Origin of the sequence: Burkholderia sp. WSM2230 (genome assembly GCF_000472445.1) — a bacterium.
Classification (GTDB): Bacteria; Pseudomonadota; Gammaproteobacteria; order Burkholderiales; family Burkholderiaceae; genus Paraburkholderia.
Genome location: NZ_AXAJ01000006.1, coordinates 145,016 through 158,938, shown reverse-complemented (window position 1 = coordinate 158,938; position 13,923 = coordinate 145,016). Strand labels below are relative to the sequence as shown.

Below are 13,923 nucleotides of genomic sequence, written 5' to 3'. Positions count from 1 at the left end.
GTCATTTTTATGTGGGCAGGCGCATTCTCCTCTCACGTTGAAATCTTGCCGATTCACGTCGATAATGGCCCGTCCGGCTGGCGGGTTCCCGCGAGTCGCCGCGGCTTGAACGACCTTCGGGCGAACATGAAACTAGTCACCAAGGGTCTGCTGCTGATCGCAGTGCCTAGCCTCGTCGAACTGGCGCTTTTGGGCGTCGTCTTCGATACGCAGGAGCAGACAGCGCAGGCCGCGCAATGGGTTACCAATAGCAAGCAGATTCTTTATCAGTCGTCGGCGCTTGCCGATCCACTGCTGCGTCAGGCCGCCCGCGTGCGAACCGGCATGGTGATCGGCGACGCGTCCTTACTCGAGCGGCACACGGTGTGGATCGACGTGAGCGACCGTTTGTCGAAGCTCGACGCGCTCGTCGCGGATACGCCGCAGCAAGTGCAGCGCGTCCAGAAGATGAGACGCGCAATCGACGCCTATCGCGCGCAGACCGCTATCGTTTCAGAGGCGTTGCATGAAGGTCGGAGCGGGGGCTCGCTGGCCGCATTGGAGAGTGGTGCGGTGCCGCAGCCCATTGTCGCGTTTCGCGACGAGCTTGCGGCTTTCGGCGAAGAGGCTTCGCGCCTGGATGGAGAGCGCTCGGCGGCGCTTGGGCGGCGCCGCGAGCGTCAGCAATATGCATTGATCGCGGCAGTGATCGGGTCCATGCTGATCTGGGCGGGCACCGCGATCGTTTTTGCACGCAGCATCGGCCGGCGTTTCGAGGTGTTGACCGATAACGCGGAGCGCCTCGGCAAGGGGCGGCCGCTTGCGGCTCGTCTGTCCGGCACGGACGAAATCGCTGCGCTCGACGCCGTGCTGCATCAGACAGGCGCGCGCCTGCGCGAGGCGGAAGCCGAACAGGCGTCGCTCAAGCAACGTCTCGAAGCGCGGGCGCAGGAACTCGCCGGCGTCAATGAGGAACTGCGCCAGGAGACGCAAGACAATGAAATGTTTATCTACAGCGTATCGCATGATTTGCGCTCGCCGCTCGTGAACCTGCAAGGATTCTCGAAGGAGTTGCAGGTTTCGTGCGACGAGTTGGACCACATCGTCGTCGAGGCGCGCCTGCCGGCGGCGGAACATAAACGGATGGCGCATATTCTCGACGGCGACGTGCGCGAATCCCTGCAATACTTGCGGGGTGCGGTCACACAGGCGGCGGCGATCATCGAGGCGCTGCTGCGCATTTCGCGTGCGGGCCGGCTCGAATATCAGTGGCAACGGGTTAGCGTCGCGCGCGTGGTGGTGCGCATCGTCGAGAATTTGCAAAGCGTCATTGAGGAGCGCGGCGCGGCCGTCACGGTGCGTGATTTGCCGCCCGCATGGGGCGACCCGGCCGCACTCGAACAGATCTTCAGCAACCTGATTGGCAATGCGTTGAGTTACCTCGACCCGGCGCGCAGCGGGCGCATAGAAATCGGCGCGCTCGAGCCCGAGCCCGTCGAGGCGAGCGGCCCGCGCGCGGTGCGCATGCGCACGTACTATGTGCGCGACAACGGCCTCGGCATTCCGGCCGCGTATATGTCGAAGGTGTTCCGCGCGTTCCAGCGTCTGCATGTGGACGTGGCGAACGGCGACGGGGTGGGTCTCGCGGTGGTGCGGCGCACGGTGGAGCGGCATGGCGGGCGCGTATGGGTGGAGTCCGCGGAAGGCGCGGGATCCACCTTTTTCGTAGTGTTGCCGGAACAGCCCGCGCGCCTCTGACTTATGCCGGGCTAAGGGAAAAAGCCGCAGCGCCTCGCGATTCGCGCGGCACGAGCCTGGACGCGGCACCGCCACGAACGGGGCAGCAACTGGACACGAGCCGGGCACAAACTGGGCACAATTGGGCACAAACTGAGCACGACGCCGGAGAACGGAGGGCATATGAGTCACGGGGAAACGGTCAGCATCGTCCTGATCGAAGACGACGACGGCCATGCCACGCTCGTCGAACGGAATCTGCGCCGTGCCGGTATTTCGAATGGTTTCGTGCGCTTTCGCGATGGTCAGCAGGCTCTGGATTATTTCTTCGGCTCGGGCACGGAGGGCGAGAGCGCGGCCAGTGCGCATCCGCAGCCGCAAGATCTGAGGAATTCCGTCGTGCTGCTCGATCTGAAGATGCCGCGCGTGGACGGCTTCGAGGTGTTGCGGCGCCTGAAGGAGTCGCCGCAAACCGCGCCGGTGCCGGTGATCGTGCTGACCACGACGGACGATCCCCGCGAAATCGCGCGCTGCTACGAACTCGGCTGCAATGTCTACATTACGAAGCCGGTCGAGTACGATGCATTCATAGAAGCCGTGCGTCGGCTGGGGTTCTTCCTGCAGGTGGTCAAGCTGCCGTCGGGGCATCGCTTTCCGCCGCCATCATGACGCGCACGAATTGTTCGCATACGCTATAGACCTAACAGACGAAGATCGCGCATGACCGAAGACGTGTCTCCGCCGCCTGCCGCCTCCATTCTCGTCGTCGATGACGACGAGGGTATCTTGCGGCTCGCACGCAAGTCGCTCGAACGCGCCGGCTGCCGGGTCGCGGTGTGCGCGAGCGTGGAGGCGGCGCGCGAACGGCTCGCCGCGGGTGGCCTCGATCTGCTTGTGCTCGATTACCAGTTGAGCGGGCCGGAAACCGGCCTCGACTTCTTTCGCCGGTTGCGCGCGGAAGGCGTGCGCATTCCGGCCATCCTCGTGACCGGTTTTACGGACGAATCGCGCGTGATCGAAGCGCTGCGCGCGGGCGTGTCCGACGTGGTGCCGAAATCGGGCGATTACCTCGATTACCTGCCGGAAGCCGTGGAGCGTGTGCTATCGCAAGTGCGTCTGCAGCGCGCGTCGGATGAAGCACTGCTCTTGCGCGACCGCGAGCAGCATTACCGCAACCTGTCTGAAGCGCTGCCGCATCTCGTGCTGACCTGCAATGCCGCGGGCGACTGCGATTTCCTGTCGAAGCAGTGGTACGACTACACGGGCCTCGCCGAAAACAGCTCGCATGGTCTTGCGTGGCTGGACGCCGTGCATCCGGACGATCGCGAGGAAGTGCGCCGCAGCTGGCTGAAAGCGGTGGCCGGTTATGCGGGCACGTATCGGCACGAACTGCGGATTCGCCGTCATGACGGCGAATACCGCTGGTTCGACGCGCGCATGGTCGCCACACGCGACAACGAAGGCAACATCAGCAAATGGTTCGGCAGTTGCACGGATATTCATTCCGAGCGCGAGGCGATGCAGGAGCGCGAACGGCTGCTCGCTTCCGAACAGGCGGCGCGGCAGATCGCCGAAGAAGCGAATCGCGCGAAAGACCGCTTTCTCGCCATGCTGTCGCACGAATTGCGCACGCCGCTCACGCCGGTGCTGGCCGGCGCCAGCGTGCTTGAGATGATCCCCGATCTGCCGGATCAGGCGCGCGCGAGCGTGCGGATGATTCGCCGCAACGTCGAACTCGAGGCGCGTCTGATCGACGATCTGCTCGACCTCACGCGCGTGGCCAACGGAAAGCTGCGCCTGTCGCTGGAAACGGTCGACGTGCACGAGGTGATCGACAGCGTGCTCGAACTCTTTCGCAGCGAGATTCAGGTCAAGCAGCAGGACGTGCATGTGCACAAGGATGCAACGCACCACTACGTGCTCGCCGACCGCGCGCGCCTGCAACAGATGCTGTGGAATCTGATTCGCAACGCCGCGAAGTTCACGCCTGACGGCGGACATATCTACGTGCGCACGCGTGACGAACGCATGCATGTGCAGATCCTGGTGGAAGACACGGGCATCGGCATCGAGCCGGACCAGATCGGCAAGTTGTTCAACGCGTTCGAGCAGGGCGACCAGAAAATGACACGGCAGTTCGGCGGGCTGGGGCTGGGGCTTGCGATCACCAAGGCGCTCACGGACGTGCACGGCGGCACCGTCACCGCGCAAAGCCCGGGCGCTCATTGTGGCGCGACGTTCACGATCACGCTGCCCACGGCGGCTGCGCCCGCACGGACCTCGCAAGTCGTGTTGCCGGACGCGGTGCATCCGGCCGGTGTACTTAACATTTTGCTGATCGAAGATCACGTTGATACCGCCGAGGTCATGGCGCAACTCATTCGCACGCTCGGCCATGATGTGACGACGGTGGGCCGCGTGGACGACGCGCTTGCGGCCACGCAGTTGCAGACTTTCGATCTGGTGATCAGCGACGTCGGCTTGCCGGACGGCACTGGCCTCGATTTCATCAAGGCGTATCGCGAGCGTTCGAATGCGCCGGCCGTTGCGCTGACCGGTTTCGGTACCGACGAAGACGTGCGCCGTTGTCTCGCTGCCGGCTTCACATCGCATTTGACGAAGCCGGTGAACTTCGCGCAACTCGAAACGATGATCGAGAACGCGATCACTGTGAAGGCGCAGAAAAAAGCGTAGCACGCGGCGTCTGCCGGCATGCATGCGGGGGCGTGAAAGGGAAAGAGAAAGGCCTGTTGCGACCGCGTCGCAACAGGCCTTTTTGCCGGCCCCGGTTTATCGCGGGCCAGTGCGCGATGGCCGGCTTCCGCCCGGGCCGCTTAGCGCGGCGAGTTCTTCAGCGAGTCGCGGATTTCGCGCAACAGCAGCACGTCTTCGGGCGGCGGCGGCGGTTCGGACGGCGCGGCGTCGGCCGGCTTGCGCAGATTGTTGATGAACTTCACCATCAGGAAAATGATGAACGCGAGAATGATGAAGTTGATCAGCACTGTAATGAACGAGCCATAACCGAATACTGCGACGCCCGCTGTCTGCAGGTCCTTATACGATTCGGGACTGCCTTTGAAGCTCGGTGGAATCGCGCCGAGGCGAATGAACTTGTTCGAGAAATCGAGGCCGCCCGAGGCAACGCCGACAACCGGCATGATCAGGTCTTTCACAACTGAATTGACTATGGTGGAGAAGGCGCCGCCGATAATTACACCGACCGCGAGATCCATCACGTTGCCCTTGAGGGCAAATTCCTTGAATTCCTTGACCATGCTCATAGGGTTTCCTCCCGAATATCGATGACTTAATCATACCAATCTGAGACGGATAGGCCAGCCCCTCAGCCGCAAAACTGCAAAAACGGATCTGTTACTCCCGTGATTATTCGGGAAACTGTGACGCGCTATGGCGTGCGCGTTCAATATGCGCGGCAAAAGTGGCCGGGTCCGTGTTGGTGCCGCACAGCAGAACGCCCACGCGCTTGCCTTGCAGCTTCTCGCGCAGCGGTCCGAGCAGCGCCGCCGTGGCGGCGGCGCAAGCGGGTTCGACCGCGAGCTTCAGTTGACCGAACAAGCCGAGCATGGCGGCGCGCAACTGGTCGTCCGACACGGTGACGAGCTCGTCGATATGACGCCGGCATAGCTCATAGCTGTACTCCTCGGTATGCGGGGCCATCAGCGAATCCGCAATGCTGTGCATATGGCCCATCTTGACCGTGTGCTTCGCGGCGAAGCTCCTGCCCATTGCGTCGGCGCCTTCCGGCTCGACGCCGAACACATGCACGTCGGGATTCGCGAGCCGCATCGCCGTGGCGACACCGGCCGCGAGACCACCGCCGCCAATCGGCACGATCACCGCTTCGAGGTCGGGCGTTTGCGTGGTCCACTCGTAGCCGAGCGTGGCTGAGCCGAGCACCGTGCGATAACCGTTGAACGGATGCACGAAGTAGCGGCCTTCCTCGGCTTCGATGCGGCGCACGAGTTCAAAGGCCTCCGCGAGATCTTCGGCGAACACGATTTCCGCACGATATTGCCGGCACAGCGCGACCCGCGCCGGATTCGCCGCGCGAAACAGCACGACCTTTGCGCTGATGCCAAGGCGCATTGCCGCGTACGCGACCGCCACCGCATGATTGCCGCCCGACACGCAGGTGACGCCCGCGCTGCGCTGCGCTTCGTCGAGCGCAAGCAGGTTCGTAAACGCGCCGCGCGCCTTGAAGCTGCCGCCCGCTTGCAGCAACTCGAACTTGAAGTTCACCACCGTGCCTTCGAGCGACGCGAAGTCGAGCCTGTCGAAAACCGGCGTGCGCGCCACCCACGGCGTCAGCGCAAAGTGCTGCGCGGCGATGTCGTCGAGGGTGGGGATCGGCTCGCCGTCGATCGTATGGTCGGTGTGTTGCGGCGTGGCGGTTGACATGGCATGGGCGAGATTGGGTTGATGGAAAACGCCTGCTGCGGATTGCCTGCCGATTGCCGGCTTTCACGCAGCGACCTCAATGCGCATGCGCTTCCACCGACATGCTGTGAATGAACTTGTGCAGGAAGCGTTCGCATTCCACGAGCTGGTCCAGTGCGACGAACTCATTCGCTTTGTGCGCCTGCTGAATGTCGCCGGGCCCGCATACGATGCTCGGAATACCGGCCAGCGAAAACAGTCCGGCTTCGGTGCCGTAGGCCACCTTGCGCTTGTCCTGGTCCGCGGTGAGCGCGCGCACCAGTTGCGTGATGGCTGCCTGTTCGGATGCATCGAGCCCCGGTGCCGCGGCGATCTTCGTGATCTCGATCGCAGCCGATGGATGCTCGCGCAACATTTTCGGCAGCAGCGTTTCGCGTGCGTATTTGTCGATGCGCGCGAAGATCGGCTCCGGATCGAGCGTGGGCAGATTGCGGAACTCGAACTGGAACTTGCACTCGGCCGGCACCGTATTGATCGCGTTGCCGCCGACAATGGTGCTGGTCTGCGCGGTGGTGAAGGGAACGTCGTAGAGTTCGTCGAACGGACCTTGCTCGCGGAACTGATCGGCCATGTCGCGGATGTAGCAGATGAGGCGCGCCGCGTACTCGATCGCGTTCAAGCCCTTCGGCGTGAGCGACGAATGCGCCGCCTGGCCGCGCACGCAGCACTGGTAAGCGTTGATGCCCTTGTGCGCCACGATGGGCCGCATGCTGGTCGGCTCGCCGACGATGCATCCATCCGGCTTCACGCCGCGCTTCATCAGGTCGGCGATCAGGAGCGGTGCGCCGGCGCAGCCTACTTCTTCGTCGAACGAAAGTGCAAAGTGAATGGGCTTGGCGAGCTTCGTGCGCTGCATGTCCGGAACCAGTGCGAGCCCCGCGCCGATAAAGCCCTTCATATCGCAGGTGCCGCGGCCATACAGCTTGTCGCCGCGAATTTCGGGCTTGAACGGGTCGCTGTCCCATTGCTGACCGTCCACCGGCACCACGTCGGTATGACCCGACAACACGACGCCGCCGTTTGTTTCGCCATCGTGCGCGGGGATTGTCGCGAACAGGTTGGCCCATTTGCCGCTCGCGTCGTGCGTGAGCGTGGCCTCAATGCCCGCGCCGCGCAATTCGTCACGCACGGTTTCGATCAGGCCGAGGTTGGGATTGCGGCTCACCGTGTCCATCGACACGAGGCGCGTGACCCATGGAAGCGAGACAGGCGTGGCGCCGGATGCGGAAGCGGACGAAGCAGCGGATGTTTGCGAGGACTGCGCTGAATCAGCGACGTGAGACATGACAAGACTCCGGCATTTGAGTCTTTCGATCATACCCAAAAAACGCCGCACATATCCGCCGGTATGCTGCGGCGCGCGCGTTGCGCGCCGCAGCATTGCGGAAAAATGCTAGACGTCGTGCGCTTTTCGCGTGGCCGCAGCAATCAGCGCGCGGCGGTTGCCGCCGCCGCCGTGCCGCGGCTTGGCGAACCTAGTGCGCGCAAGGTTTCCTTGACCGTGGCGACGCGCACCGCAAGGTCGGGACTGCGCGTTTCTATGCGCAGCTTGTCCTGGCCCGCCAGCTTGATGTGCTTGTGCTTCTGCACCATCTCGATGATACGCATCGCGTCGATTGGCGGATTCGGAATGAACTGCAAGCCGATCACGGCTTCGCCGGCGTCGATCTTCGAGATGCCCAACGGTTTCGCAGCCAGCCTCAGCCGATGCGTTTCGACGAGCGCATGCGCTTGTGGCGGCAACTTGCCGAAGCGGTCGATCAGCTCTTCCTGAATGCCGTCGATCGAATCGTTGTGCTCGCAGTTCGCAAGCCGTTTGTAGAGCGACAGACGTTCCTGCACGTCGCCGCAATAGTCGGCAGGAAGAATCGCGGGCGCGTGCAGATTGATTTCGGTGGTTGCGGCGAGCGGCGCGGTGAGGTCGGGCTCCTTGCCGTCCTTCAGCGCCTTCACTGCGTCGTTCAACATGTCGGTGTAGAGCTGGAAACCGATCTCGTGAATCTCGCCTGACTGCTTGTCGCCGAGCACCTCGCCGGTGCCGCGAATCTCCAGGTCGTGCATGGCCAGATAGAAGCCCGAGCCGAGTTCCTCCATCTGCTGGATGGCTTCGAGGCGGCGCTGCGCCTGCTTGGTCAGCCCTTGCGGATCGTGCACGAGCAGATACGAGTATGCCTGGTGATGCGAGCGTCCCACGCGGCCACGCAACTGGTGCAATTGCGCAAGACCGAACTTGTCCGCGCGATGAATCAGGATCGTGTTTGCCGTCGGCACGTCGATGCCGGTTTCGATAATCGTCGTGCACAGCAGCACGTTGGCACGCTGCGCGACGAAGTCGCGCATCACGCGTTCGAGTTCACGTTCGTGCATCTGCCCGTGCGCGACCGCGATGCGTGCTTCGGGCACGAGCGCTTCGAGCATCTGCCGCCGGTTCTCGATGGTCTCCACTTCGTTGTGCAAAAAGTAAACCTGGCCGCCGCGCTTCAGCTCGCGCAACATGGCTTCGCGAATCACGCTTTCTTCCTCGCGACGCACGAACGTCTTGATCGCCAGGCGCTTTTGCGGCGCCGTTGCGATCACGGAGAAATCGCGCAGGCCTTCGAGCGCCATGCCGAGCGTACGCGGAATCGGCGTGGCGGTGAGCGTGAGCACATCCACTTCGGCGCGCAAGGCCTTGAGCGCCTCTTTTTGCCGTACGCCGAAGCGGTGTTCTTCGTCGATGATCACGAGCCCGAGCCGCTTGAACTGCACGTCCGACGAGAGCAGCTTGTGCGTGCCGATCACGATGTCGACGCTGCCTTCGTTGATCTGCTGAATAGCCGCGTTCACTTCCTTGGTCGACTTGAAGCGCGATAGTTCGGCAATACGCACCGGCCAGTCCGAGAAGCGGTCGCTGAAGGTTTGCGTGTGCTGTTCCGCGAGCAGCGTGGTGGGCGAGAGCAGGGCCACCTGCTTGCCGCCCATCACCGCAATGAACGCCGCGCGCAGTGCGACTTCGGTCTTGCCGAAGCCAACGTCGCCGCACACGAGGCGGTCCATCGGCTTGCCGCTCGTCATGTCGCCGATCACGGCGGCGATGGCCGCGGCCTGGTCCGGCGTTTCCTCGAAACCAAAGCTCTCGGCGAATTTCACATAGTCTTTCGGTTCGAGCGCGAATGCATGACCCGAACGCGCAGCGCGGCGCGCGTATAGATTCAGCAATTCCGCGGCGGTGTCGCGAATCTGCTGCGCGGCCTTGCGCTTGGCCTTTTCCCACTGGCCCGAACCGAGCGAGTGCAGCGGCGCGCTTTCCGGATCCGCGCCGCTATAGCGCGAGATCACGTGCAACTGGGCGACCGGCACGTAAAGTTTGCTGTCGCCCGCGTATTCGAGGTGCAGGAACTCGGTTTCGCCTTCGCCGAGGTCCATGGTGACGAGGCCCATGTAACGGCCGATGCCGTGCTGCGAGTGCACGACCGGATCGCCGACCTTCAGCTCGGACAGGTCGCGCACCATCGAATCGACGTTGCTCGCCTGTTCCTGGCGGCGGCGCCCGGCGCGCCGCGCGAGCGGCCCGTAAAGCTCCGTTTCGGTGATGATCGCAATGCCGTCCGCCGGTACGGCAAAACCGTTCGCAAGCGGCGCGACGCCCAGCGAGAAACGCGCGTCGCCGGTGAGCCAGTCCTGGAAGCTGTCGCTCGAGGCCGGCTTCAGATGGTTGTCCGCAAGCAGTTGCAGCAGCGTTTCGCGCCGCCCCGCCGATTCGGCGGCGAACAGCACGCGGTTCGGCGTAGTGTCGAGATACGCGCGCAACGCCGAGACGGGATCATCTGCGTGGCGGTCGATGGCGAGATTCGGCAAGGGCGTCGCCCAGCCTCCGCCCGCGTTGATGGGCAGCACGAGGCGCGCGAAGGGCTTCGCGAGCGTGAAGAAATCTTCGTCTGTGAGAAAGAGGCGCTGCGGCTCCAGAATTGGCCGGTCGCGATCGTGCGACAGGAAGTTGTAGCGCTGCTTCGTGTCGTTGGTAAAGCGCCGGATCGCCGCATCCAGATCGCCGACGAACGCGAGTTGCGCGCCTTGCGGCAGATAGTGGAAGAGGGTGGCCGTCTCGTCGAAGAAAAGCGGTAAATAATATTCGATGCCAGCGGACGGCACGCCGTTGCCGATGTCCTTATAGATCGACGCGCGGCTCGGATCGCCTTCGAACGTCTCGCGCCAGCGGCTGCGAAAAGCGGTGCGCGCGGCTTCGTCGAAGGGAAATTCGCGGCCCGGCAGCAGACGCACGTCTTTGACCGGATAGAGACTGCGCTGCGTGTCGGGGTCGAACGCGCGGATCGAATCCACCTGGTCGTCGAACAGATCGATCCGGTAGGGCAAGGGAGAGCCCATCGGATAAAGGTCGAGCAGCGAGCCGCGCACGCAATATTCGCCGGGACGCACGACCTGGCTCACGTGTTCGTAGCCGGCTAGCGTCAACTGTGCCTTGAGCCTCGCTTCATCGAGGCGCTCGCCTTGCGAGAACGAGAACGTGTAGGCGGCCAGAAACGACGCGGGCGGCATCCGGTAGAGCGCCGTGGTGGCGGGCACGAGCAGGATGTCGCAGCGGCCCTCGCCGAGATCGTGCAGCGTGGCGAGGCGCTCGGACACGAGGTCCTGGTGCGGCGAAAAGGTGTCGTAAGGCAGCGTTTCCCAGTCGGGCAAAAGACGCACTCGCGCCTCGGGCGCGAAAAAGCCGATTTCCTGCGACAGGCGCTGTGCATCGACGGCGCTCTCGCACACGACCGCGAGCAACGGCACCTTCTCGCGCGAGGCGTTATGGTAGCGGGCGATCAGCAGGGCGTCGGACGAGCCGTGCGTGCCGTCGAAGGCAAAACGCTGGCCGGCTTTGACGAGCGCGACGGGCGAGGAGTACTGCGATGATGCGGCGATATCTGGCATAGAAAGGAAAAGGCGGCCTCGGGCTCACACGAACGGCCAAGTTTACGCGCGTCGGGGCGTGGATGCGAAGGACCTATTATAAAATCCGTCCTTTACTTTCACCTCGCGGCATCCGCACTCGTGACTTCCCGTCTATTTGCACTGATTCCATGCGCTGGAACCGGCAGCCGTTCCGGCGCCGCGATGCCCAAGCAGTATCGCACCGTCGCCGGGCGCGACATGCTGCATTATTCGCTCGCCGCGTTCGACGCCTGCAGCGAATTCGCGCAAACGCTCGTGGTGATCGCGCCGGACGACCAGCACTTCGACGCGCGCCGCTTCGGCGGCTTGCGCTTTGCGGTGCGCCGTTGCGGCGGCGCGTCGCGCCAGGCGTCGGTGCTGAACGGCTTGCATGCGCTCACCGAGTTCAACGCGCGCGACGACGACTGGGTGCTGGTGCATGACGCCGCACGGCCGGGCATCACGCCGGAGCTGATTCGCACGCTGACCGGCGCGCTCAAGGACGATGCGGTAGGCGGCATCATGGCCTTGCCGGTCGCGGATACGCTCAAGCGCATCGACCCGGCGTCGGCGGACAGCCGCATTGCCCGCACAGAAGCGCGCGATGGATTGTGGCAGGCGCAGACGCCGCAAATGTTTCGCATCGGCATGTTGCGCGAGGCGATTCTGCGCGCGCAGGCCGACGGCCACGATCTCACCGACGAAGCGAGCGCGATCGAATGGGCCGGACACGCGCCGAAGCTCGTGCAAGGCAGCCTGCGCAATTTCAAGGTGACCTATCCGGAAGACTTCGATCTGGCCGAGGCGATTCTCATGCGGCCTTCGGCGGCGTGACACGTGTTCGATTTTCAGCTAACAGACTTGTGGACCTGAGGACTTGACGCAGATGGATTTCAGAATTGGGCAAGGCTACGACGTGCATGCGCTGGTGCCGGGGCGTCCTTTGATCATCGGCGGGGTGACGATTCCGTATGAGCGCGGCCTGCTCGGCCATTCGGACGCCGACGTGCTGCTGCACGCGATCACCGACGCGCTGTTCGGCGCGGCGGCGCTCGGCGACATCGGCCGTCATTTCTCCGATACGGACGCGAAGTTCGCCGGCGCCGACAGCCGCGTGCTCCTGCGCGAGTGCGTGGCGCGCGTGAAGGCCGCGGGCTTTTCGATCGCGAACGTCGATAGCAGCGTGGTGGCGCAGGCGCCGAAGCTCGCGCCGCATATCGAGGGCATGCGCGCGAACATCGCCGCCGACCTGGGCCTGCCGACCGACAAGGTCAATGTGAAAGCGAAGACCAACGAGAAGCTTGGTTATCTTGGCCGAGGCGAGGGCATCGAGGCGCAAGCCGCGGTGCTGCTGGTCAGGGATTGACGGGCTTTTTGCCTGCGGCTTTTGAAGGGCCTCAAAGGGCCGGGCGCACGGCGGCGAGGGTGCTCGCCGCTGTTCGCGTTCAGCTGTACGCCTGCTTCTTTCGCCGCTGCGGTGCTGGCGGCGAGAGAGCGCCCGACTTGGCCTGCTGACTGTTCCGCGGCGATGCCGCGACCGATGGCGCGGCTTACCCTTCGGCCTGTTCCGCCGCGATACACTGCGCAGCCGCATTGATCACCGCTGCAATACGGCCCACGTCGCGCAACTGCGTGGAGCTCATGCCTTCAGCCACCAAGGTATCGAAGTGCGACTTCACGCAGAAATGACACTTGCCGATGATCGAAGCGGCCAGCGCATACATTTCGAAGCGCCGCTTGTCCACGCCGCCATGCGACGCATACGCGTTCATGCGTAACTGCGCCGGTTGCGATTTGAGATCCGCGTTCTCCGCCATCTCCACGTACGGATACCAGACGTTGTTCATGCCCATCAACGCCGCGGCAGTGAGCGCGCCGGTGGTCTCTTCCGGAGAAAGCACGCCCGCGTTGCGAATTGCATTGACGATCGCGGTGCTTTTGGCGGCGAACGCCGCTGCAAGTGCGACGCCGACCGCATCGTTGCCTTCTAGCGACGAGCGCGCGATCGTGCCGTCCAGATTCAGCCGGATGTCTTTCGCGTAGTCGGGCACGAGCGCCTTAATGGAAGACAAGAACTCCATTGCCATCTCCTATCGGGTTGTCGATAAAAAAGCCCGCTGCTTTTTCAAGCTTGGCGGGCTCGGGCCGGCACGGCTTACAGCGTGGCGCCGCCGACTGCGCGGTTGCACGGACACAGTTCGTCCGTTTGCAGACCGTCGAGAATACGCAGCACTTCCTCAGGATTGCGGCCGACGTTCAGGTTGTTCACCGAAACGTGCTGGATCGTGTTGTCCGGATCGACGATAAACGTGGCGCGCAGCGCGACGCCTGCTTCCTTGTCCCGCACGCCGAGCTGGTCGATGAGTTCACCTTTCACGTCCCCGAACGAATAGTGGTTCAGCTTGCTCAGGTCCTTGTGCTCGCGGCGCCATGCAAGCTTCACGAATTCATTGTCGACGCTGCCGCCGAGCAGCACCGCGTCGCGCTCTTCGAAATCTTTCGCCAGCTTGCCGAACTCGACGATTTCCGTCGGGCACACGAAGGTGAAATCCTTCGGGTAGAAATAGATGATTTTCCACTTGCCCGGGAACGACTGCTCCGTAATCTCTTCGAACGCCGAGGCGCCATTTTCCTCATGATTGTTGAAGCCAGGCTTGGCAGCGGTGACGGTGAACGCTTCGAGTTTGTCGCCAACGGTTTTCATGCGAGTGCTCCTTCGTGTGTTGGAAAAAACAGCATGTTGAGGCTACCAGCTCGTCATCACGAGCGCGTGTCAGGCTTTTAACTATAGCTCTATTGAACTATGGACTCAATAGTTTTTTCCTAACGGATCGG

At 63.2% G+C, this 13,923-nt stretch carries 11 protein-coding genes; 5 read left to right on the top strand and 6 right to left on the bottom strand.

Annotated elements, in window-relative coordinates; translation table 11 throughout:
* Positions 1–126: 126 nt before the first annotated feature.
* The 3 genes from A3AC_RS0114240 to A3AC_RS0114230 all read left to right on the top strand — a co-directional run bounded on the left by A3AC_RS0114240 (position 127) and on the right by A3AC_RS0114230 (position 4,410).
* Positions 127–1,737: a sensor histidine kinase gene (locus A3AC_RS0114240; RefSeq protein ID WP_025599607.1), complete on the top strand. Its 1,611-nt coding sequence runs from the start codon at positions 127–129 to the stop codon at positions 1,735–1,737.
* 162 nt (positions 1,738–1,899) lie between these two features.
* The gene (locus tag A3AC_RS0114235; RefSeq protein WP_025599606.1) at positions 1,900–2,385 is read left to right on the top strand and encodes a response regulator; all 486 of its coding nucleotides are present in this window, start codon (positions 1,900–1,902) and stop codon (positions 2,383–2,385) included.
* Positions 2,386–2,436: 51 nt separating this feature from the next.
* On the top strand, positions 2,437–4,410 hold the full coding sequence (locus A3AC_RS0114230; protein ID WP_025599605.1) for a hybrid sensor histidine kinase/response regulator: 1,974 nt from the start codon (positions 2,437–2,439) through the stop codon (positions 4,408–4,410).
* Positions 4,411–4,550: 140 nt separating this feature from the next.
* Here the strand turns inward: A3AC_RS0114230 and mscL are convergent, their stop codons facing one another.
* The 4 genes from mscL to mfd all read right to left on the bottom strand — a co-directional run bounded on the left by mscL (position 4,551) and on the right by mfd (position 11,088).
* Complete coding sequence (gene mscL, locus A3AC_RS0114225) at positions 4,551–4,997, bottom strand: large conductance mechanosensitive channel protein MscL (RefSeq protein WP_025599604.1); 447 nt, start codon at positions 4,995–4,997, stop codon at positions 4,551–4,553.
* Positions 4,998–5,100: 103 nt separating this feature from the next.
* Positions 5,101–6,135, bottom strand: a complete 1,035-nt coding sequence (locus A3AC_RS0114220; RefSeq protein ID WP_025599603.1) for a threonine/serine dehydratase — start codon at positions 6,133–6,135, stop codon at positions 5,101–5,103.
* 76 nt (positions 6,136–6,211) lie between these two features.
* Entirely contained in the window at positions 6,212–7,459 is a 1,248-nt protein-coding gene (gene argE, locus A3AC_RS0114215; protein ID WP_025599601.1) for an acetylornithine deacetylase, read from the bottom strand.
* Between the two features lie 143 nt (positions 7,460–7,602).
* On the bottom strand, positions 7,603–11,088 hold the full coding sequence (mfd, locus tag A3AC_RS0114210) for a transcription-repair coupling factor (RefSeq protein WP_025599600.1): 3,486 nt from the start codon (positions 11,086–11,088) through the stop codon (positions 7,603–7,605).
* A 120-nt stretch (positions 11,089–11,208) separates the two neighbouring features.
* Here mfd and ispD point away from each other — a divergent pair, with 120 nt between their 5' ends.
* Positions 11,209–11,922 carry a 2-C-methyl-D-erythritol 4-phosphate cytidylyltransferase gene (gene ispD, locus A3AC_RS0114205; RefSeq protein ID WP_025599599.1) on the top strand — a complete coding sequence of 238 codons (714 nt, stop codon included), beginning with the start codon at positions 11,209–11,211 and terminating at the stop codon, positions 11,920–11,922.
* Positions 11,923–11,974: 52 nt separating this feature from the next.
* Complete coding sequence (gene ispF, locus A3AC_RS0114200) at positions 11,975–12,454, top strand: 2-C-methyl-D-erythritol 2,4-cyclodiphosphate synthase (protein WP_025599597.1); 480 nt, start codon at positions 11,975–11,977, stop codon at positions 12,452–12,454.
* A gap of 184 nt (positions 12,455–12,638) precedes the next feature.
* On the opposite strand, the gene A3AC_RS0114195 is transcribed toward ispF, so the two are convergent.
* Both A3AC_RS0114195 and A3AC_RS0114190 read right to left on the bottom strand, forming a co-directional pair.
* Positions 12,639–13,169, bottom strand: coding sequence for a carboxymuconolactone decarboxylase family protein (locus A3AC_RS0114195; protein WP_025599595.1), 531 nt, complete (start codon positions 13,167–13,169; stop codon positions 12,639–12,641).
* 74 nt (positions 13,170–13,243) lie between these two features.
* Positions 13,244–13,792, bottom strand: coding sequence for a peroxiredoxin (locus A3AC_RS0114190; RefSeq protein ID WP_020065894.1), 549 nt, complete (start codon positions 13,790–13,792; stop codon positions 13,244–13,246).
* Between the last annotated feature and the right edge of the window lie 131 nt (positions 13,793–13,923).

Bases quoted from the DNA above. Each gene is read 5' to 3' on its own strand.
- A3AC_RS0114230 (WP_025599605.1), top strand. From the start codon at position 2,437: ATGACCGAAGACGTGTCTCCGCCGCCTGCCGCCTCCATTCTCGTCGTC.
- ispF (WP_025599597.1), top strand. From the start codon at position 11,975: ATGGATTTCAGAATTGGGCAAGGCTACGACGTGCATGCGCTGGTGCCG.
- argE (WP_025599601.1), bottom strand. From the start codon at position 7,459: ATGTCTCACGTCGCTGATTCAGCGCAGTCCTCGCAAACATCCGCTGCT.
- A3AC_RS0114220 (WP_025599603.1), bottom strand. From the start codon at position 6,135: ATGTCAACCGCCACGCCGCAACACACCGACCATACGATCGACGGCGAG.
- A3AC_RS0114190 (WP_020065894.1), bottom strand. From the start codon at position 13,792: ATGAAAACCGTTGGCGACAAACTCGAAGCGTTCACCGTCACCGCTGCC.
- A3AC_RS0114195 (WP_025599595.1), bottom strand. From the start codon at position 13,169: ATGGAGTTCTTGTCTTCCATTAAGGCGCTCGTGCCCGACTACGCGAAA.
- A3AC_RS0114240 (WP_025599607.1), top strand. From the start codon at position 127: ATGAAACTAGTCACCAAGGGTCTGCTGCTGATCGCAGTGCCTAGCCTC.
- mfd (WP_025599600.1), bottom strand. From the start codon at position 11,088: ATGCCAGATATCGCCGCATCATCGCAGTACTCCTCGCCCGTCGCGCTC.
- mscL (WP_025599604.1), bottom strand. From the start codon at position 4,997: ATGAGCATGGTCAAGGAATTCAAGGAATTTGCCCTCAAGGGCAACGTG.
- A3AC_RS0114235 (WP_025599606.1), top strand. From the start codon at position 1,900: ATGAGTCACGGGGAAACGGTCAGCATCGTCCTGATCGAAGACGACGAC.